The sequence below is a fragment of the Niabella pedocola genome, from assembly GCF_021044425.1.
In the GTDB taxonomy this organism is placed as follows: Bacteria; Bacteroidota; Bacteroidia; order Chitinophagales; family Chitinophagaceae; genus Niabella; species Niabella pedocola.
In genome coordinates this window covers 220,229-240,086 of record NZ_JAJNEC010000004.1, presented here as the reverse complement: position 1 = coordinate 240,086, position 19,858 = coordinate 220,229, and the positions used below count along the sequence as shown (strand labels likewise).

The 19,858-nt window shown below is 48.5% G+C and carries 21 protein-coding genes; 9 read left to right on the top strand and 12 right to left on the bottom strand.

From position 1 onward, the window contains the following. The first annotated feature begins 37 nt into the window (after positions 1 to 37). From LQ567_RS04885 to LQ567_RS04875, 3 genes are all read left to right on the top strand, one after another. Positions 38 to 1,366: a DUF3472 domain-containing protein gene (locus tag LQ567_RS04885; RefSeq protein ID WP_231002989.1), complete on the top strand. Its 1,329-nt coding sequence runs from the start codon at positions 38 to 40 to the stop codon at positions 1,364 to 1,366. A gap of 889 nt (positions 1,367 to 2,255) precedes the next feature. Then, positions 2,256 to 3,110: a helix-turn-helix domain-containing protein gene (locus LQ567_RS04880; protein WP_231002988.1), complete on the top strand. Its 855-nt coding sequence runs from the start codon at positions 2,256 to 2,258 to the stop codon at positions 3,108 to 3,110. A 367-nt stretch (positions 3,111 to 3,477) separates the two neighbouring features. Then, complete coding sequence (locus LQ567_RS04875; RefSeq protein WP_231002987.1) at positions 3,478 to 3,969, top strand: hypothetical protein; 492 nt, start codon at positions 3,478 to 3,480, stop codon at positions 3,967 to 3,969. Positions 3,970 to 4,123: 154 nt separating this feature from the next. On the opposite strand, the gene LQ567_RS04870 is transcribed toward LQ567_RS04875, so the two are convergent. Further along, positions 4,124 to 5,704, bottom strand: coding sequence for a Na+/H+ antiporter (locus tag LQ567_RS04870; RefSeq protein WP_231002986.1), 1,581 nt, complete (start codon positions 5,702 to 5,704; stop codon positions 4,124 to 4,126). 184 nt (positions 5,705 to 5,888) lie between these two features. Between LQ567_RS04870 and LQ567_RS04865 the strand changes: the two genes are divergently transcribed. From LQ567_RS04865 to LQ567_RS04855, 3 genes are read left to right on the top strand one after another with little or no spacing between them, the layout of a single operon-like run. After that, a complete protein-coding gene (locus LQ567_RS04865) occupies positions 5,889 to 6,236 on the top strand; it encodes an ArsR/SmtB family transcription factor (RefSeq protein WP_449585167.1) in 348 nt (115 codons plus the stop codon). A 58-nt stretch (positions 6,237 to 6,294) separates the two neighbouring features. Further along, positions 6,295 to 6,771, top strand: a complete 477-nt coding sequence (locus LQ567_RS04860; RefSeq protein WP_231002985.1) for a DUF6428 family protein — start codon at positions 6,295 to 6,297, stop codon at positions 6,769 to 6,771. Between the two features lie 49 nt (positions 6,772 to 6,820). Continuing rightward, complete coding sequence (locus tag LQ567_RS04855; protein WP_231002984.1) at positions 6,821 to 7,234, top strand: arsenate reductase ArsC; 414 nt, start codon at positions 6,821 to 6,823, stop codon at positions 7,232 to 7,234. A gap of 96 nt (positions 7,235 to 7,330) precedes the next feature. On the opposite strand, the gene LQ567_RS04850 is transcribed toward LQ567_RS04855, so the two are convergent. The 3 genes from LQ567_RS04850 to LQ567_RS04840 are packed head-to-tail and all read right to left on the bottom strand — an operon-like array spanning position 7,331 to position 9,826. After that, positions 7,331 to 8,131, bottom strand: coding sequence for a hypothetical protein (locus LQ567_RS04850; RefSeq protein ID WP_231002983.1), 801 nt, complete (start codon positions 8,129 to 8,131; stop codon positions 7,331 to 7,333). Positions 8,132 to 8,189: 58 nt separating this feature from the next. After that, complete coding sequence (locus tag LQ567_RS04845) at positions 8,190 to 8,696, bottom strand: hypothetical protein (RefSeq protein WP_231002982.1); 507 nt, start codon at positions 8,694 to 8,696, stop codon at positions 8,190 to 8,192. Between the two features lie 32 nt (positions 8,697 to 8,728). Next, a complete protein-coding gene (locus LQ567_RS04840) occupies positions 8,729 to 9,826 on the bottom strand; it encodes a hypothetical protein (protein WP_231002981.1) in 1,098 nt (365 codons plus the stop codon). Between the two features lie 151 nt (positions 9,827 to 9,977). Between LQ567_RS04840 and LQ567_RS04835 the strand changes: the two genes are divergently transcribed. Both LQ567_RS04835 and LQ567_RS04830 read left to right on the top strand, forming a co-directional pair. After that, positions 9,978 to 11,975, top strand: coding sequence for a tetratricopeptide repeat-containing sensor histidine kinase (locus LQ567_RS04835; protein WP_231002980.1), 1,998 nt, complete (start codon positions 9,978 to 9,980; stop codon positions 11,973 to 11,975). A gap of 20 nt (positions 11,976 to 11,995) precedes the next feature. Continuing rightward, positions 11,996 to 12,616, top strand: a complete 621-nt coding sequence (locus LQ567_RS04830) for a response regulator (RefSeq protein ID WP_231002979.1) — start codon at positions 11,996 to 11,998, stop codon at positions 12,614 to 12,616. 127 nt (positions 12,617 to 12,743) lie between these two features. Here the strand turns inward: LQ567_RS04830 and smpB are convergent, their stop codons facing one another. From smpB to LQ567_RS04805, 5 genes are all read right to left on the bottom strand, one after another. Next, positions 12,744 to 13,190, bottom strand: a complete 447-nt coding sequence (gene smpB, locus LQ567_RS04825) for an SsrA-binding protein SmpB (RefSeq protein WP_231002978.1) — start codon at positions 13,188 to 13,190, stop codon at positions 12,744 to 12,746. Positions 13,191 to 13,311: 121 nt separating this feature from the next. Beyond that, entirely contained in the window at positions 13,312 to 14,220 is a 909-nt protein-coding gene (accD, locus tag LQ567_RS04820) for an acetyl-CoA carboxylase, carboxyltransferase subunit beta (RefSeq protein WP_231002977.1), read from the bottom strand. A 99-nt stretch (positions 14,221 to 14,319) separates the two neighbouring features. Next, on the bottom strand, positions 14,320 to 14,829 hold the full coding sequence (locus LQ567_RS04815; protein WP_231002976.1) for a hypothetical protein: 510 nt from the start codon (positions 14,827 to 14,829) through the stop codon (positions 14,320 to 14,322). Positions 14,830 to 14,840: 11 nt separating this feature from the next. Then, positions 14,841 to 15,290 carry an SRPBCC family protein gene (locus LQ567_RS04810; protein WP_231002975.1) on the bottom strand — a complete coding sequence of 150 codons (450 nt, stop codon included), beginning with the start codon at positions 15,288 to 15,290 and terminating at the stop codon, positions 14,841 to 14,843. A 21-nt stretch (positions 15,291 to 15,311) separates the two neighbouring features. Next, on the bottom strand, positions 15,312 to 16,091 hold the full coding sequence (locus LQ567_RS04805; RefSeq protein ID WP_231002974.1) for a (Fe-S)-binding protein: 780 nt from the start codon (positions 16,089 to 16,091) through the stop codon (positions 15,312 to 15,314). 816 nt (positions 16,092 to 16,907) lie between these two features. Between LQ567_RS04805 and LQ567_RS04800 the strand changes: the two genes are divergently transcribed. Further along, complete coding sequence (locus LQ567_RS04800) at positions 16,908 to 17,951, top strand: ATP-grasp domain-containing protein (RefSeq protein WP_231002973.1); 1,044 nt, start codon at positions 16,908 to 16,910, stop codon at positions 17,949 to 17,951. Between the two features lie 4 nt (positions 17,952 to 17,955). Here the strand turns inward: LQ567_RS04800 and LQ567_RS04795 are convergent, their stop codons facing one another. The 3 genes from LQ567_RS04795 to LQ567_RS04785 all read right to left on the bottom strand — a co-directional run bounded on the left by LQ567_RS04795 (position 17,956) and on the right by LQ567_RS04785 (position 19,705). Beyond that, the gene (locus tag LQ567_RS04795) at positions 17,956 to 18,111 is read right to left on the bottom strand and encodes a hypothetical protein (protein ID WP_231002972.1); all 156 of its coding nucleotides are present in this window, start codon (positions 18,109 to 18,111) and stop codon (positions 17,956 to 17,958) included. 165 nt (positions 18,112 to 18,276) lie between these two features. Further along, positions 18,277 to 18,771: a GNAT family N-acetyltransferase gene (locus LQ567_RS04790; protein WP_231002971.1), complete on the bottom strand. Its 495-nt coding sequence runs from the start codon at positions 18,769 to 18,771 to the stop codon at positions 18,277 to 18,279. Between the two features lie 121 nt (positions 18,772 to 18,892). Then, entirely contained in the window at positions 18,893 to 19,705 is an 813-nt protein-coding gene (locus LQ567_RS04785) for a DUF4249 family protein (RefSeq protein ID WP_231002970.1), read from the bottom strand. Positions 19,706 to 19,858 lie beyond the last annotated feature (153 nt).

Genomic DNA, 19,858 nt, shown 5'->3' with positions numbered 1-19,858 from the left:
AAATTTATAAACCATTAAAAAAAACGAACGGGATCATATGAATGTGATTGGCAAATTAGTACTACTAACAGCTGTTTTGTGCAGTTTTGTTTTTTCATGCAAGAAAGAAGAGGTGGCAACAGCAACCGAAAAGCCGGTTACGGATACGATACCCGGCACGGTTGCGGATCTTACGAAAGCGGTACCGATAGGTGGAAATTCTTTTGTCACCAATGGCGCCACCGGTGCTGCGATTTACGATGGCTCCAACTTTGGATTGCGTGACTGGACCAATTTGTCGGCAATTGTAAGTACTTATTTTAAAATAGGCGCGGCGGGCAAATTACACCTGGGCCTGAAAGGCTACGTAACTACCGGCACCAGTGTGGTGCGTCTTACCGCTAACGGCAAATCCTTTGATATTACCATGACCGGTGCTGCTCCCGCAAAGGTGTATTATGGCGGTGCGGTGGATATCAACACCCCCGGGTACGTAAAGGTAGATATACAGGCGCTCAGCAAAACGGCTACATATATTGGCAACATGACCGACCTGATGATTGGCGGACCGGCCAGCACAACAGGGTTGATTTACGCATCCGATTCGGCCAATTTTTACTGGTCACGGAGGGGGCCATCCATCCACTTAAATCATTCCCTGCCGGCTGGCAACAGTTATGAGTGGATGTATAGTGAGGTGAATGTTCCTGCCGGCCAGGACGTCATCGGTAGCTACTATATGGCCAATGGCTTCGGGGAGGGATATTTTGGTATGCAGGTAAACTCCGCTACGGAGCGGAAAATATTGTTCTCGGTATGGGATCCTTCCAATGGATCTACGGTGCTGGTTAGTAAAGGTGCCGACGTTATCGATGCAAACTTTGGCGGCGAAGGCACCGGAGGCAAAAGCAACCTGTTATTCAACTGGGTTACCGGAAATACATACCGGTTCCTCACACGTATAAAACCCGATGGTGCCGGCAATACATTGTATGCATCCTGGTTTTACGCGCCGGAGCTTGGAAAATGGAAATATATGGCCACCTTTAAGCGGCCCAATACTGCTACGTATGTTTCGGCGCCTTATTCCTTTCTGGAGAATTTTATTAACACCAACGGATACCTTGGCCGGAAAGCCTATTTTTCAAACGTTTGGGAGCGCACAACAACGGGCAGCTGGATCGAATCCGTATCTACAAAGTTTACCGTGGATAATTCCGGTAACAGCAACCAGCGGAAAGACTATAAGGGCGGTGTGGAAAACGGTAAATTCTTCCTGCAAAACGGTGGATTCTTTAATGATTTTGTACAACAGAATTCAACATTTACCAGGCCGGCAACCGGCACGCCTCCGGATGTTGATTTAACTACCTTACCAACGAACTAACCCGGTTATATTCCCTGAACTTGCCCGGTCCGTGATCTGTAAACGGAAAGGGTAAGTTCAGTTTCCGGAGTTGAATAAGCCTGAAAATAACCCGGTCTCTTTTAGAGGAGCGGGGCTGATTAAAGGAGTTACAGCCACGAATGATCCGGGGCTGTAAAGATGATTTTTGAGTAGAAAGTAGGTTGTTGTTCCCGCCATGCTGTTTAGCGAGGTGGCTACTGCAATGCAATAAGGGCACAGGCCTGGACCGGAGGGGTCCGGGTCTGTTTTTTTATGCCGGTACGAAATTATGGCTGCAAGTGTAGGACCCGGGTGGATGCCGGTACCGCAGTGCGCATGGTTGAGACCCGAACCGGGAAGGCCTGCATACAATAGAAACCAGGATGGTGAAAAGTCTTTCCGGAGCACGGTCAGGTATTATCCGTTGCAGGACTGCAGAATCCGGTATAAAAAGAGAAACCCCCGGAAGGGGGCTTCGAATTGCACACTAACGACTAACGATTAACGATGTTATGTAACGGTACGGGCCGGCTGCCTGAAGCCAATGACTCCTTACGCCTCCAGGTAGTTTGTACACGCATTGAAGCAGCCTGTATTATAAAGTACGCCGGATAGCTGCAAACTCCCTACCGGCCAACAAAATATATCATTGGCCGATGAATGATCCCGGAGGGAGGCCTCCTCCCGGAATAGCGCATTCTGCCGGCAGCAGGACAACAACGGGCCGATATTACAGAAAATCAACGCACATAAGCCTGGTATACCCGGCTGGCCCGGTACTATTTCAAGCAGCGGTTTTTTTTTAACAACTACCGGTTACCCGGGCATCCGGAATCCTGCCGTTATTTTATTTCTTCAGCGTATTTTTACCATAAATATTTAAAGCATTATGCCGGCTGATAAGCTTCGATTTCCAGGGGATGCAGCAACCGGGTCGAAAGACCTGATTGAAAATAATTATGTGGTGTACCAGGACTTTACAAGTTCTGAGGAGTTGAATTATTTTCCCGAGCAGTCCTTCACCATCATCCTGCTGGATCACTGTTCGGGTGCCTGTACCACCGATATTGACATGTATGATCTTAGTTCTAAACAGCTCTTTATCCATCTTCCGGATAAAACATTCAAGTGGAATATTTCGCCCGAATCCTATGGCAGAAGACTTTTGATAAAGCGTACCCTCATGGATACCTTTACCGTACCGATCCGGCATACTTTTTCAGCGGCGAACAAACACATCGCGCTGAAATTGGATGAGGAGGGCTATCGTAAATTCAGTGATGAGTTTGCGGCGATCAAAAAGGAAATCGGATCCAACCTGGTATTTCACGAATTGATCAATGCGCGGGCGCGGCTTATTGCATTAATCGTTCATTTGTGGAAAGAATATGTACACGGGCGCACCGAAGTATCGCAGGGGGCAGATATTTCCAACCGGTTTCATGCCCTGATAGACCAACACTATAAGTCAGAAAAAAAAGTGGCGTTTTATGCAGACCAGCTCTGCATTACCGCTAATTACCTGGGCGTTCTTTCCCGTAAAGCATTCAGCATGTCTCCGCTCGATTTGATCCGTGAGCGGGTGATCCTTGAAGCCAAAAAGCTCTTGCATAGTTCTAAAAAGTCGGTCAAGGAAATCAGTTTCGAACTGGGGTATGATAACTTGTCGTATTTCTCGTACTTATTCAAAATGAAAACCGGCATGACCCCAAAGGAGTACCGGCAAAAATTATCCATCTATTAGCCGGCTGCCGGAGTTGACACGATAATGTACTGCGTATGAACGTCTGTCAACGAAAAGATGTTCAATTTACATCAACCCGCCAGGTCAGGATACCAGCACCGTCATTTTTAAAGTTTATAGAAAATTACTGTTCTTTATGGTTTCCCGTAAGCCAGAACAATCCGTGCCCGTTATCTTAGTGCCAAAGAATGACCGCATATAAAAATGCAGCAAAAATGCGGGCTGATAAAAGTGCGGGGACTTAAAATTTTATGTAAAAACTATACTGTAGAAAAGTTTTCATACGGTTGAAAAAGCAGTGTGACGGTTTAGGAATAACACCGCGTTGATCCCCGTCTCTTTTCTTGATTTTAAAAACAATTACCATATGTCTCAGGATTTAATTAAATGTCCAAAATGCGGATCCTCTCAAATCGCCGCCGGGAAAAAGGGCTTTTCGGGAAAAAAGGCCGTGGTCGGCGGCCTGCTTACGGGAGGAATAGGCATTCTTGCCGGTACCCTTGGGAGTAATAAAGTCAAAATTACTTGTATGGCCTGCGGCAACAACTGGTTTCCCTCACAGTATCAAAGCCAAACGGTTAAGTATGAACATCGGCGCGTGCAACAGGAGGAAATCGATAAAGCTACCCAGCAAGCGGTAATAAGGTCAGCTCAAAAGGCTGCATTTAAAGACGCATGGAAGCGCAATGCGTTTGATAGTGCCGAAAAACACTACCGTGCATATTTTGGGGTGCCGGATGCAAATCTTACCCGCGAGCAAATGGAAAAAGCCTACAAAGACTTTCAATCAGAACGACGTGTGTCTATTGGTTTAGTTATTGTTGTTTTAGCAATTATCATTTATTTGATTGCCCGGTAGTACCAAACGCTGTTAGTGCAATACTTTATTCCTGTGTAGTGTAAGCCAATGGCGGATGAAATATTTATTCGGTATTCAGTCTTTCGGCTATATTTCCCGTTCCTTGCCGGGTCTCCCGGAGGGGACCCGGCAAGCGTTGAACGGAAAAAGTATTTTAACTCCGGATCCGTTCTTCCTCCAGGTCAACCTGGTGAATAAGCCGGTTAATGATGTCGCTATGGATCTCCGGATCATCATTGTGGAGGCCCACCAGGAACCGGCGTTGCAGATCCAGTAAGTCCAGGTAGGCTTTTTTTGAAGCCTCGGTTATCCTGAATTTTTCAGGTTCCCTGAGTTTGCGCTCCCATTGCTCCACCATATACGACAGGTGCGGATTGCCTGGTCCTTCCTGGTCGCTTTCCTTCAGAAATCGCAGCGTTTCCTTTAGCAGCAGTGTCTTGGCTTTATGTGTGGCTTCCTCCTCGCTTAATGCTTTGGAGAATTGCACGAATCCGACCCGCTTTATAAAATAGGGGAGCGTTAGCCCCTGTAGTAATAACGTGAGCAGGATGACGATGAAGGTAATGAACAAAATAAGATTGCGCTGCGGAAAGGGTGCGCCGTTCAACATGGAAGGGATGGCCAGTGCTGCGGCAAGCGATACCACGCCCCGCATACCCGTCCAGCCCATCAGCAATGGCAGGTGAAGGATGCTCCGCCAGCTGCGTTGGGGAGCAACCGGTATCACACTGCGCCGGAACAAAAAGGTAGCCATCATGGCGGTATAGGAACTAATGATCCTTGCGATGATGAGGATGCCGGTAACCAGGGCGCCATAGCCAAAGGCCGTGCGTACCGAAATGCCATCGGCACGCAGCCCGGCCACTACTTCCGGAAGCTCCAGGCCAATCAGCATAAATACGATCCCGTTTAAAATAAAGATCAATGCCTCCCAGAAGCTGAACCCCTTGATACGGCTGGCGCCGCTCAGGATCGTAAACCTCCGGCTGGATAAGAACAGGCCGCCGGAAACAACGGCCAGCACACCGGAGCTGTGCAGCTGCTCTGCGATCCAGTATAAAAAATACGGTTCAATAAGGGTAAATACGATATCGGAAGGGGCATCGGTCGGCAATCGTTTGTGGGCCTGCATAAACAACCAGCCAAACAGGAGCCCGATGCCCACTCCGCCAATGACCATCCACGAAAAATCGGTGATTGCATCCCGGAAAAGAAATTGCCCGGTACCCACCGCTACCAGTGCAAACTTGAAAATGATCAGTGAGGAAGCATCGTTAAGGAGGCTTTCGCCTTCCAGGACGGCGGAGGTTGATTTAGGAATGGTTACAAATTTTGTAATGGCAGCGGTGCTTACGGCGTCGGGCGGTGACACAATGCCGCCCAGCAGAAAACCCAGGGCGATCGTAAACCCGGGTATGAAATGGTTGGCTACAATGGCCACCGCAAATGCAGAGAAAAGTACCACCAGGAATGCGAAACTGCCAATGATGCGCCACCATTTTTTCATTTCTTTAAAAGAGATCGACCAGGATGCTTCAAACAAAAGCGGCGGCAGGAAAATAAAGAAGATCATATCGGGGTCAATCACTACCCGGGGCAACCCCGGAACAAAGCTGATCAGCAAACCGGCAACCACCAGCAGTACAGGATACGCAACGCGCCATTTTTTTGCCAGCATTTCAATCAGTACAATTGCAGCTACCAGCGCCAACATGAAGGGGAGTTGTTCATGCATATCTGAATGTTGGTTTTCTTAAAACAAAAATAGGGCATATTGGATTTGAAAGTTATGGAATGACAACACTTCCGGTACAATGTAGCGCCTGACGGGACTATTGGTCTTGCTAAGGCGGTTACAGCGCTGAAAAGAGGGCGGCATAAGTACAACTTTTTTTTGTTCTCATAAATTAATCGTAATATTGCGATGTATACTTGGTATGGGCATTACGAAATCAGAAATATTTAACCGGCAGCAGAACCGGTTGGCTACGGTCTTAAAGGCATTGGCGCACCCTGCCCGTATCGCCATTCTTCAGCATATTATAAAGGCTGAAGCCTGCATATGCAACGACCTGGTTGAGGAACTGGGACTGGCACAGGCTACGATTTCCCAACATCTGCGGGAATTGAAAAATGCAGGTATCATCAAAGGAAGTATTGAAGGCACCCGTGTCTGTTATTGTATCGACGAAAAAGTGTGGGTGCAGATCAGCAATGAATTTTCAGGATTTTTTGCATCGTTTACGCCCGTAAAAAACTGCTGCTAAAATTTTTTAAAAAGATTCATCGTAATAATACGATATTATAAACAATAAAATAAAACATATGAAGCTGTCTGAAGTTAAAAATAGATTGTCCGGTTTAAACAACGTTGAATTCCTGTTGCCGGATGGTACCAAAGTGCCGGAACATTTTCATGTAACAGAAGTGGGCATGGTTCATAAACAGTTTATTGATTGTGGCGGAACAACCCGTTCCGAAGCGAAAGTGAATTTCCAGTTATGGAACGCCAATGATTACGAGCACCGCTTAAAGCCCGGCAAATTGCTCAACATTATTCAGCGCTGCGAGCAAAAGCTTTCGCTTGATGCCGACCTGGAAGTAGAGGTAGAATACCAGGGGGCTACCATTGGCCGGTATGGGCTTGATTTTGACGGAGCAGCGTTCGTGCTGGTTTCAACGGTTACCGATTGCCTGGCTAAAGATCATTGCGGCATACCACCGGCAAAGCAAAAAGTATCCTTGCAGGAACTGTCCGTTAGCTCCGATGGTTGCTGTACGCCCGGAGGCGGATGTTGCTAACAGAAATCTGGGAAACGGATCCATATCAAAATTCATATAACAGGAACAGATGAAAAAAGTATTGGTGCTTTGCACAGGAAACAGCTGCCGGAGCCAGATCGCGGAAGGTTATTTAAGGCATTTTGCGGGAAGCAAGGCAGTAATTTATAGCGCGGGTGTAGAAACGCATGGGGTAAATCCAAAGGCGGTGGCCACTATGAAAGAAGATGGTATTGATATTTCTGGGCATACGTCCAACAATGTTACCGAGTACCGGGATATCGGTTTCGACTATATCATTACAGTCTGTGATCATGCAAAAGAACGATGCCCGGTTTTTCCTTCAAGGGCAGTAATGCTTCATTATAATTTCCCGGATCCGGCTAAATTTCAGGGTACAGAAGAAGCGGTAGCAAAAGCATTTGCGCGCGTAAGGGATCTTATAAAAACATACGCAAGCGATTTTGTTCAAACCTACCTGTAAACGGTCCCGGTAGTAGGCCGCCTGCTTCCCGGAAAGGCCGGCTAAACCGGTATTTCCTTGCCGGGTCTCCCGGAGGGGCCCCGGCAAGCATGAATCCTAATTTTTCATAATACCTTCCTGCAGCCATTGTTTTACAAACGCGGCAGTTACCGCATTTACTTCTTTGCCCGCCCGGTAAATAGCTTTCCATTTCAGGCTTTTGGCTTCATAGACGGGGTTTGTAAATTTTCTGTACTTGCCGGTGGTGGCCGCATTAAAATCGACTGTGGCGGCCAGTTTCAGGTATTCCTCCAGGCGCCGTTTTACAGCCATTGAAGGATCTTCGGGATATTGCTGCAGCCACCGGGTTTTATTGGGTGTGGGATCACTGTTTTGAGCGATCAACTGCTTTTGCTGGGCAATACCTTTTTCCATTTGCTGAATCATTGTTGCCGGCATTTTATGGGCCTTCATTGTTGTAAGGCTTGTTTCCAATTCTTTCAGCGAAGCTTTCAGTGCGGTGATATCGATCTGCATCGGTTCGGAGCTGGGTTTGGCCGCCTCCCGGGCCTGCTGGTAAGCTGCCCGGAATTCCGGGCTGTTTACATAGCTTTTTACATACATGCAAAGCGCCTTTGCCAGGGCTGCCTTGTCGCCGCTCGCTGCCTGTGGCAGCTGGTCTGCTACCGGTATCCGGAATTGTTTCCGTTGTGCATCGGCCGAAGGGGAATCGTTGCCGTCATCTTCCGTAACCGATACGTCAATGGGCTCGTGCCGGAAATCACCAACAATATTACCCAGGATATGTTGCTGCGCCGTTTGCGCCGACAGGCCGAGTTTTTCGATGATATCATCCGCCGTTTTAAACGCCAGGATGGCAATGGAACATACCAGTAGCGCTGTTCTGTGCCTGTACATAGTTGTTGTTTTTATGCCCGGATACTGCAGTAGCGATCCGGGCGGTTATTTATGCTTTTTATTTTTTATAGAAATTAAATTCCCCGGTGGTGGTTCCGGGTGTATAAGCCGGAGGAGCATCCGGAGCCGGGTTCCGGGTTTCTGTAAAGCTGCCGCTGATGATCCCGGTATTCCGGTCGTATACGCCCTGCAGCTGGTGTGTATAGGGCGGGTACCGGAACCGGATGGTAATGGCATTGCCCTGTATCGTATAGGTGCCCGGCAGCCGGGTTACATATTCCCAACCCTGTTTTACCCACTCAACGGTGCCGTTGGCATAAAAATTTATGGAGCGTACAGAATCTACCCATGCCGCAGTGGGCGTGTACCATACCCGGGCACCACGCCAGGTAATGGTGGTGATGTATTGCTTCAGTGCCGGAGGTTTTGCTGCCTTTGTGATCGTTAATGCGGGTTGCCGGGTGAGGGCCTGTTCGGTAAGATCCGTTGTTCCATATTCCGTTGTTTTTGTACAGGAAAAAAGAAGCAGTACGGAGAGGGCCAGGAGTGATATAAATGTTCGCATACTATTGAAGTTTGATTTATTTTTCAGGAATATTATTGAGGCTCTTCTTCGCATAGTTCCCATTTCCGGATGGTTAGTAAAGACCAGCCATTTGCAACCGCGATAGGTAAGGTACGTGCCGATGTATAGGTGGCAAACCCATACCGGATATTCAGCAGGTACCGTTTTTCTACCAGTTCTTCATAGCCCAGGTCCCAGGTTGCCTTAAACTCACTGAACCAGATTACGGGCGCTACTACTTTTATCGAAAAATCCCAGTTCCACCAATGCGATTGGTACCCGGTTTCGGCAACGGATACCCATCCGCCGGAAATGGCCGTGGCTGCGGTTCTCCATTCAAATTGTTTTTTTATACGGATCAGCCGTTTATCGTCCGCAAAAGTGCCGGGTATGGTAACATCTGTACCGGCGAGATTGCGGGCCCAGGCAATACCTCCGGGCGGAAAGCTTAAACTGGTTACAAATAAGGCCCTGCCTTGTTCGAGCATGGTGGTGGCGGAGGCGCCAACGATCCGCTCTGTATACGGGACCTCGAAGATCGTGGCTTTTCCATCCACACATTTCAGAGGCTCCGGTGCGGGAGGTGGTGGTGGCGGCGGATCCTGGTCGGGTTTGCGGGCGCCGCCACTTATCTTAAAGCCCAGGAACTCCGGATCAAATACGATATTTTTCTTCAAATTTTCCGGCAGGGCATTGATGATTTTTAACTGGTATTCTTTTTCATTGATGGCTGCTTTTTTCCAGGCGGCTTTTATAAATGTATAATAGGTAGCTTTGATATGCTCCAGCGCTTTGCCCGATTCCTCCGGCGACTTCAGTTCTTTGAACCGTTCGATATCCCGGAGGTAGGCCTTGTACATGCCGGTTTCATCCTTGCTGAACACGGCCTGCAGTCTCTCCTGTGCCGGTTTTACGATTTCCCCGATCCGCTCTTCCAGGTCGGCAGGAAAAGGAGAAGGTGGCGGGGGAAATTCTTTAGAACGGTCGATGCTGTCGGCTAACCGGAGTGTCCGGCTTCCTTTTTCGGTATAGGACCGGAACGCAGTAAGACCGGCGGTATTTTTTTCGTGTTGTTTGGTGCAATGGCAGAGGCAAAGCAACAGGAGCAGGAGTGGGGCGATTGGTTTCATATGCCTTGGTTTTAATTTTTGTTGATGCTGTAAAACTAGCCGGTGTTGACCGGGCCGCTTATCCTGTAAAAGGGGGATTTTTATCCATGCGCTTAAAATATCCCCGAAATAGGGGATGCCGGTGGCGGTAGCAATACCTTTTATTTGTAGAATGAAGACAACGCGACCGTTCTTCTGCAGGGGAGAAAAAATACTGCTGCTTGTTGTGCTGTTACTATTCATGAGCGTACAGGTGGCAGCGCAGATCAATAAAGACAGTCTGCGCAAGCGTATCAGCATCGTTCAAACCGACAGCCTCCGCATTGAAGCGATGTATGAATATATGCGGGCCACCCTGAATGATAATACTTCCGGGTTTGAGCCTTACCTGAAGGAAATGGTGCGTTTAAGTAAAAAGATCGCTTTTAAATGGGGACTGAGCACCGCCTATATTTTATCCTTATCCTATTATAAAAATATCGGCAACTATGAAACCGCATTGCGGTATGGGGACTCTGCCGCGGCGCTTTTAAACGGCGATACGGCTTCAAATCTGATCCTGAACCGGGGACATTTACACAATAACAGGGGCAATTTGTACTACAGCATCGGCGACTATCGTAAGGCACTTGACGATTACTTTCAGGCAGAAAAGATTTTGAAGCAACAACGGTTTAAAACCATCGCAAGTATTTACTCCTCCATTGCTAATTGCTTTACGGCGCTGAGCAATGATCAAAAGGCCCTGGAGTTTTCCGACAGGGCGGTGGAATCGGCCAAACAATTTGATGATCCGCGTTTATTGGCTACCTGTTTGATGAATAAGGCAACCATGCTTATGAATATCGGTCAGTATGCGTCTGCAGATGCTATTTTAAAGATCGTTTGGCCCGTTGTACAGCAACTGCAGAATACGAAAAGCCTGTTTACGTATTACCTGAATAAAGGCGATATAACGGCCTATTATCAAAAGGATACCCTGAATGCATTGAACTATTACAAACAGTCTTATGCCTATGCCAGCGAAAGTCAGGATGTATCGCAGATCGCCAGGGCATTAACGGCACTGGCGCAGCTTAAAACAGATCTGAAACAGGCCGGCGCGGTTGTGTACATCGACTCCCTGTGCCGGCTTGCCGATGAAAACGGCATGCGGAATGTACGGGCCGATGCACTGCAATTATATGCAGAATGGTATGCACAGGCGGGTAATTATAAAAAGGCGTATGCATTTCAACAGGAGCAAAAAGCACTTTCAGACAGTCTTAATTCGGAGGAGAGCCGGCAAAAAATAGCGATGCTGGAAGTGCGCTTTCGCATTGAAAATAAAGAGCAGGAAATTGTACAGTTAAAAACACAGGATACCATCAACCGGCTTTCTATCCGCCAGAAGAGTACGTTAAATTACATCCTTGTTGGGGGGGCACTGGGGCTGCTGATCATTCTCGGATTGCTGTACCGGAACTACCGCCATCGGCAGAAGCTGCAGCAGCAGCGGATTGCGGAGCTGGAAACAGAACGGCAGCTTACGGCCACGGAAGCAGTATTAAAAGGCGAAGAACAGGAACGCACCCGGCTTGCCAAGGACCTGCACGACGGGCTGGGCGGTATGCTGAGTGGTATGAAACATGCATTTCAGACTATGAAAGAAAATTTAATCATGACGCCGGAGAACCAGCTGGCCTTTGAACGCAGTATGGATATGCTGGACAGCTCCATTAAGGAAATGCGCCGTGTGGCGCACAACATGATGCCGGAATCGCTGGTGAAATTTGGCCTGGATACGGCGTTGCGCGACTTTTGCAACAGCATCCGGCTCAGCGGTGCGCTGCACCTTGTGTACCAGTCCATCGGGATGGAACAGGCCCCGGTTGATCAAACCACGGCGGTTACCGTTTACCGGATCGTGCAGGAGCTGGTCCATAATGTACTCAAACATGCGGCCGCAGCCAATGCCCTGGTACAGGTAAGCTATGGGGAAGGGGCACTTTCGGTTACGGTGGAAGACGACGGCAAGGGAATGGACCTGGCAGGGCTCGCGCAAAGCGGGGGGATGGGCTGGCAGAATATTCAGCACCGGGTCGATTTTTTGAAGGGAACGCTGGACGTACAATCGCAGCCGGGCGGGGGCATGTCTGTATTTATTGAAATACCTGCAGGAAAAGCTTAAACAAAAACAGAACTATTTTTATGACCTATCGTGTATTTATCGTGGATGACCATCATATGGTGATCGAGGGCCTCCGGTCGCTGTTGGGTGATGAAAAAGAAATTGAATTAGCAGGGCATGCAACGAGTGTTGCCACCTGCCGGGCCTTTTTGCAGCGGCAGCTGCCGGATGTGATCCTGATGGATATTAGCTTACCGGATGGAAACGGTATGGATCTTTGCAGGGAGGTACGGGCCCTTTATCCTTCGGTATTTGTGATCGGGCTCAGCACCTTTAGCCAGCAGAGTTTTATTCATAAAATGATGGAGCACGGTGCTTCCGGCTATTTGTTAAAAAACGCTACCAAGGAAGAGTTGCTGGAAGCGATCCGGGATGTGGTAAAAGGAAAGATCTATCTGAGTGAAGAGGCTTCCCAGATCATGAAAAAAGACAATCCGCCGGCAGTGGTGCTTACCCGGCGGGAGCAGGAAGTGCTGGCGCTGATTGCGGAGGGCCTCACCAACAATGAAATGGCGCAGCGTCTTTTTGTGAGTACTGCCACGATCGATACTCATCGTAAGAATCTGCTCACCAAGCTGGATGCAAAAAATACAGCAACCCTTGTGCGTAAGGCGGTGCAGCAGGAGCTGATACAGGTTTGAAGTTTCAGGTTTGACGTTTGACGTTTCAGGTTGGCTTCCGTGCAATACACTGAAACCCGGCCGCTAATAGCTAATAGCTGAAGTCTGAATCTGAAATCTGATAGCTGAAGTCTGAAATCCCAACCCCCTACTTTACATACTTTTTCAGATCGCGCTCCACATCCCGCTTTTTAATACTCTCGCGTTTGTCGTATAATTTTTTTCCCTTGGCGAGGCCGATCTCTATTTTAAACAGCTGGTTCTCGTTCCTGAAAATGCGCAGGGGAATGAGGGTGTACCCTTTTTCCTTCAGTTTGGCCTGTATCTTCTTTATCTCCCGTTTTTGCAGCAGCAGTTTGCGATCCCTGTCTGGGTTATGATTGTTTACCGTACCATGGGAATAGGGCGATATATGCAGGCTTTTCAGCCAGATCTCGCCCTGGTGAATGATGCAATAACTGTCGTTAAAGCTGGCCTTGCCTTCACGCAATGATTTTACTTCGGTGCCCAGCAGCGCCATGCCTGCCAGGTAGGTAGCATCGATGAAATATTCAAAGTATGCCGAACGGTTCTTTATGGAAACTTGGTTGGCCAAGGATTGGAATGTGTTTTAATGTTTACAAGTAACGGTACCTGCATTATTTTGCAGCAGGTACATGCACTGCAGCACAAGTGTGCGACGCAACGGGGCTGCCCATTGCACCGGGCCCCTGAAATTAATTCCGGAAATGCCGGAGCACCGTTGCCAGTTTGTGCTTCAGGTCCTTCCGGTTTACAATAAAGTCGAGGAACCCATGCTCCAGCAAAAATTCGCTCCGCTGGAAACCTTCCGGCAGGTCTTTTTTGATGGTTTCTTTAATGACCCTCGGTCCGGCAAAGCCGATCAATGCACCGGGCTCGGCAATGTTCAGGTCACCCAGCATTCCGAAAGAGGCCGTGATGCCACCAAACGACGGGTCTGTTAAAAAAGAAATATAGGGGAGCTGCGCGTCTGTAAGCTGGGACAGCTTGCCGCTGGTTTTTGCCAGCTGCATCAATGAAAAGGCACTTTCCATCATACGGGCACCGCCGCTTTTGCAAATACACATAAAGGGCAAACGATGCTGAATGCAATAGTCTACCGCCCTTGCAAATTTTTCACCGGCCACGCTGCCCAGGGAGCCCCCGATAAATGCAAAATCCATAGCGGCCACCACAATGCCTTCGCCTTCTATTTTCCCCACGGCTACCCGCATGGAATCGTCCATATCGGTATTGCTCCAGAAATCTTCCAGTCTTTTTTTGTACGGCTTCAGGTCGGTAAAACCCAGGAAATCTCTTCCGCGGATATTGTCAAACAACTCGGTATATTCCTTATCGTCGAACAGGATATCGTAGTACTGCAGGCTGCTGATGCGGTGATGGTAGCCGCATTTCGGGCAGACATACTGCTGCTCTTTTAACTCCGTTTGCGTGGAAATATAGTTGCATTCCGGACATTTTGTCCAAAGCCCTTCCTGCGTTTCCCGCTTTTCGGATGTTTTGGTAAGAATACCTTTTTTGATTCTTTTGAACCAACCTGCTTTTTCTTTATCCTGACCAGCCCCGCTCAGGTCGGCATCAAAATCTTCCATCTCTTTGGACATATTCAGTTTCCTAGTTTAATGTTTTGAGGAACAAATATAAGGATTGTTCATTTTTTACCAATTCGGATACCTTCCGGCGCACCGAAGCCGCTTTCCGTATCAGACGGCAATACCCGTTTTTTTGGCCAGCCAGCTGTTTTTGACGGGTATGATCCAGTCGCTTTCCAGTTCGGCCTTGTTGAGCACGAGGTTATTGAAATAAAGCGTTTCCGGTGTGAGGATCTGGTGCTGCAGAGCGTATTTTACCTGCGGCAGGGGTACAATTTCAATGTGATCGCCTTTTACAAAAGCCAGGTTCTGGCGGTCGAAAAAATCTACTTTAAAGGTTTCCCCCAGTTTTTTTATAAACCGGACGGAGCTGTCTGTGCTGCAGCCGCTTACTTTTATGTGGGTTTCATCGGCGATGAGTACCACAAAGCGCCCGAAGAACAAATGACCCTCGGCCTGCACATCGTCGCTGTGACTTACCCAGGCCTTGGTAAATGCCCGGATCTGGTCTTCGGCGTCAAAGGCTTCAGAAAGGCTTAACAGTCGCGAAGATTGGTACACCCAAACCCTTGAGTAAGGGGAGAATCCGGGATTTAAAAGATGTTGATATGCTAAATTCATGATTGATCTGTTTAAGGTATAACAGGATGCGGGCCCGTTTCGTTTAATTCCGCTACTTTTTTCAGGGCCTGCAGCACGGGGTTGTCTTCGCCCTGGGGCGGTTCCTGTTTGGCGCCGGGGCGGTCGTCGAGCTGCCGGATCTCCAGCTCGGTTTTCCCATTGTTTTCCGTTAAAACATAACGCATGGTAAAGTAGTGCTCCGGGCGGTCTTCAAGGCCGGGCCGCGGGGCAAACAACGTATAAGCGATCAGCTGATACGGCTGCACCTCCAGTACGGTACCCCATTGTTCAAAAACCTGCTCCTGCCATTTGGCCGTAAAGCGGATGGGGTTGCCGGGCTTCCAGTCGGTTGTAAGTTCGCTTCCGTATTGCCATTGTTTTACCAGCCCGGGCAGGGTAAGCGCATCCCAAACCTTTTGCGGGGAGGCATTGATGGTGATTTTTGAAATATTTGTAATCATATATTGATTTAACGGAACGGATCACTCCAGTTCGCCGGCAATAATTTCGGCAATATCCAGGACCTGTACGGAATCTTCTTTTTCAGCGTTTTTAACTCCGTCGGTCATCATGGTATTGCAGAACGGACAGGCCGAGGCAATAACCGATGCGCCGGTTTCTATGGCTTCCTTACTGCGGTCCAGGTTGATGCGGGTAGTGCCTTTTTCTTCTTCTTTAAACATCTGAGCTCCTCCGGCTCCGCAACAAAGGCCCTTGCTGCGGCAACGCTTCATTTCCACCAGCTCCGCATCCAGTAGTTCCAGTACTTTCCGGGGGGCTTCATAAATATCATTGGCACGGCCCAGGTAACAGCTGTCGTGATAGGTGATTTTTTTACCCTTAAAAGAGCCGCCCTCTTTTAATTTGATCCGTCCTTCCTCGATCAGCTGCTGCAGGAAGGTTGTATGATGGATCACCTCGTAATGACCTCCCAGCGCGGGATATTCGTTTTTGAGGGTATTAAAACAGTGAGGACAGGCGGTAACAATTTTCTTGATCTCATAGCCATTCAGGATCTGGATGTTCTGATAAGCCATCATTTGGAACATGAATTCATTGCCGGCACGCCGTACCGGGTCGCCGGTGCACATTTCCTCTTTTCCCAGTATGGCGTATTTAATGCCCGTTTTATCCAGCATGGCTGCAAAGGCGCGGGTAATGCGCTGGGCCCGCTGGTCAAAACTTCCGGCGCAGCCCACCCAAAACAACACTTCAGGGGTTTCGCCCCTCGCAAACAATTCCGCTACAGTAGCTATACTCATTCTTTTGTCAATTCTATTACCCACGAAGGTACGGAGGGAAGGGAGAAATGTAAAATGAGAAATATTCCATGGGCCCTGTAAAATATAAACTTATGGATCCGTTTGGAGCGGAAGCGTGCCGGGTGGTACCGGTAGCGCCCTTTGTGCAGGCCGGTGCTGTTTAATACGCGATACCGGATGCCTGATGCGATATTGTTTACTTAGGCGGCTTTTTTATTATTTGCCGCAGATACGCTGATGGGGCTGCGGCGTTTTTACTGCGCTATTGTTGAGTACGATTAAAGCGGTTACCGGATCTGCGTATCTGCGGCTTCAGGCTGGGTGCTGTTTAATATGCAGCGCCGGATGCCCGATATGATATTGTTTACTTAGGCGATTTTTTTTATGGCCGCTGATGCGCTGATGGTGCCTGCGGCGCTTCTATTGCGCTGTTATTGAGTACGATTAAAGCCGGTATCAGGCCTGCGCACTTGCGGCTTAACGCAATGACATTGATTCTCTATAAGATCATACAGCCATAATGGGCATTACTTTTACACTCAATATTTTCCGTTGAGTATATTATATTCCGCAGGAGGCAGGGTCCCGGATTTAATCTTCTTCCCAAGGTGCAGCGCGACTCTTTTGGAGCGGCTTTCGCACAGGCCGGGTTTCGTTTAATACGGTGCAGGATGCGCAGTGCTCAATGCTCGGATCTGAATGCTCGACTCCCTGATCCGGAAGTTCTGCGGCATGCCTGATGTTACATTCAATATTTTACAGGGGTTATTTTTAATTCCCCACAGGGGGATGCTTATATTTGTGCATATTTTATTAATGAGTGTAAGGAATTTTTTTAAGAAGATCGTTAGTTGGGAATTGTGGAATTTTAATGTGCTGTACGCGCCGATCAGTCCGGTTTGGCTTTGGTACTGTTTACGCAGCAGGTCTTTCTGGTTTTTTACACCCAGTAATCCTACGATTGCTTTCGGCGGTTTTGAAGGAGAAGGGAAAAAGGAAATGTATGAGCAACTGCCTTCCGAGGTGATTCCGCTTACCATTTATATCCGGAACGGTATTCCTTTTGCCGCGGTGCTGGCCCAGCTGGAGCAGTCGGGGCTTCGCTATCCTTTTGTTGTAAAGCCCGATGTGGGCATGAAGGGCATCCTGTTCCGGGTAATTGAGAATGAACAGCAGCTGAAGAAATACCACGACCGGATGCCGGTGGAGTATATTGCGCAGGAAAAGATCGACTACCCGGTTGAAGTAAGTGTGTTTTATTACCGCTATCCCTGGGAAAAGAAGGGCGTGGTTTCCGGCTTTATTCATAAAGAATTGCTGCAGGTGAAGGGGGATGGTAAGCGTACGCTTCAGGAATTGATTGAGCAGCATCCCCGGGCACGCTACCGGCTGCAGGAAATGGAGCACCGGCACCAACACCGTTATAATCGGGTGCTGCCAGACCAGGAGATATTCTATTTGTCCTATGCCGGCAATCACAACCGGGGTGCCCGGTTTACGAACCTGCACCCGGAAATAGATGAATCATTGCTACAGGTGTTTGACGGGCTCAGTCATTACAATGAAAGCTTCTTTTATGGCCGTTACGATATCAAAACCCGGTCGATAGAAGATCTTAAGGCCGGAAAAAACTTTATTGTGCTGGAGTTTAACGGGGCAGGAGCGGAGCCCAATCATATTTACGATTGCAATATGCCGCTGGGTACTGCTTATAAAGTGATCCTTCAACACTGGAAAGCCCTGTATACCATTAGCCGGTACAATTATCAACAAGGTATACCCTACTGGTCATTCCGCAAGGGAAAGGCATTCCTCCGCGCTTCCAGAAAGCATTTTAAAATATTGGAACAATTCGATTAGCCGGTTAGCTGCCTCGCTGAGAGCCGGTATTCTGCTGTTTACTCACAAAGCCGGCGCTTTTGGGTTTTTGAATGAATTTGGAATTCGCAGAAGCTGCAGCGCCGCCCTTTTTATCTTTATTTTTTTTATCCTTCTGGTTCTTCTGATTCAATAGTGACATGGATGTATCGTTTTGCGTAAAGGTAACAGCAATCCGGCAAATTGCCAACAGCGCCGTGGAGGATGTTTAACCGCAGCGGGCACGATGATCGCGGAGAATTGCTGCGAAATTTCTTTGTGTACCCGGCGTATCCCTGGCCTTCCTTGCGGTTGAGTTTAACGGCTGCTATATAAGTGGGTACCGGTACAAAAGGAAATCTGCGCCGGGCTGCTGTTGCTGAAATCCGATCCGTTCATACAGTTTTTGCGCGGTAAAATTGTCTGTTGCCGTTTCCAGCTGCAGAAAATGTGCACCGGTTGCAGTTGCAAACGCCATCGCTTTGCGGATCAGCGCTTCGCCAAGCCCGCTTTTCCGGTAGGCGGCTTCCACAAACAGGTCATTCAGGATCCAGTTCTTTACCGTTCTTACCGAGGAGTAGGTGGGGTAGAGCTGGGTGAACCCGGCGGGATGCAGCGGTCCATCCTGTTTGGCAAAAGCCACAAAAATCACAGATTCATTCTGCTGCAGGCGCGCTTCAATAAATGCCTGTGCCCGGGGAATATCGGATACCTGATTGTAAAATACCCGGTACTGATCAAAGAGCGGTATCACCAGGAAGGCTTCGTTAAACTGGATTTGCCGGATCTCTACGGATGCCGGTGTAATGGTTTTTGGATTCATTGGCTCAAATGTAGATCATTCCGCGGATAGATTAGTGCTCGCTGATTTCGCAGACGGGCACAGATTAGGGCTGCTGCCTGGTACTGAATAATCCGTGACCTCCGTGTAACCAGTGAGAAAATTAATCTGCAAACAGCTCTTTTTTCTCAGCGGTGTGCACACTAAAATAGCCCAGCGCTCCGCCCGTTATATTGGATTGGGGGTTACCGGGGTTGGAGCTGTTGCCTTCGCCCAGTGCACCGGCTTTCAGCTGGCTGAAATAGTCAAAGGTTTTTTTGCTGATGCATTGCATTTCAACAATAACACGGTCGTATTTATCAATAAACGTAGGCGCATCGCTATCGGTAAATACATCCAGGAGTTCCAGTGTCATCTTATTACCGTTGAACAGGCGGTCGTCCTCGATAAAGATAGTGGTGCTTTCAAAGCCATCTACCGACAAAATGAACCGGTAATAATTACCGCTGGCGGCCGGGTCTGTAAAAGTGACGGTCGGGATCCGCATGGTTCTGCCCAGGATCGTTCGTTGGGTAATAAAAAGCGAATCAAAGGCAACCTTTACCGGCATCGTTGAAACGGCACTGTAGGCTGTACCTCCTACCTGGGCATTAAAGGTATAGCTGGATCCTGTACGGGTATCGACATGCGCGCTGTACAGGCCATTTCCCCTTGGTTTGAGGGGGATGGAAGTGCTGCCCTCCGGCGTAATGGAAACAACGGCCCCGTCTTTGCCGGAATAGATATTAGGATCATCCACGGCCAGGGTTTCGGAAATAAATACAATAGCGGAATCTTTCTGATCGGAAAGGGTGGCCTGTATGACGGTTTTGGGTGCCACACCGGCTTCATATTTCGGATAGATCACCTTTCTGCAGGAGCAGCAGATCAGCAGCAGCAACAGCAGCGTATAATGAGGTCGGTATTGGGGTATCATAAACCAGGGAAACCGCTGCACCAATCCGCCGGACCGGTGCAGCCAGGATTTTTTTTGGTAAAAATAATTCTTTTTCTTTTTTTAATTTCTTTTCTGTATCTTGCACGTGGTGTTTTTCATAGGTTAGCAACGGCCAGCTCTTTTCAGGGCAGG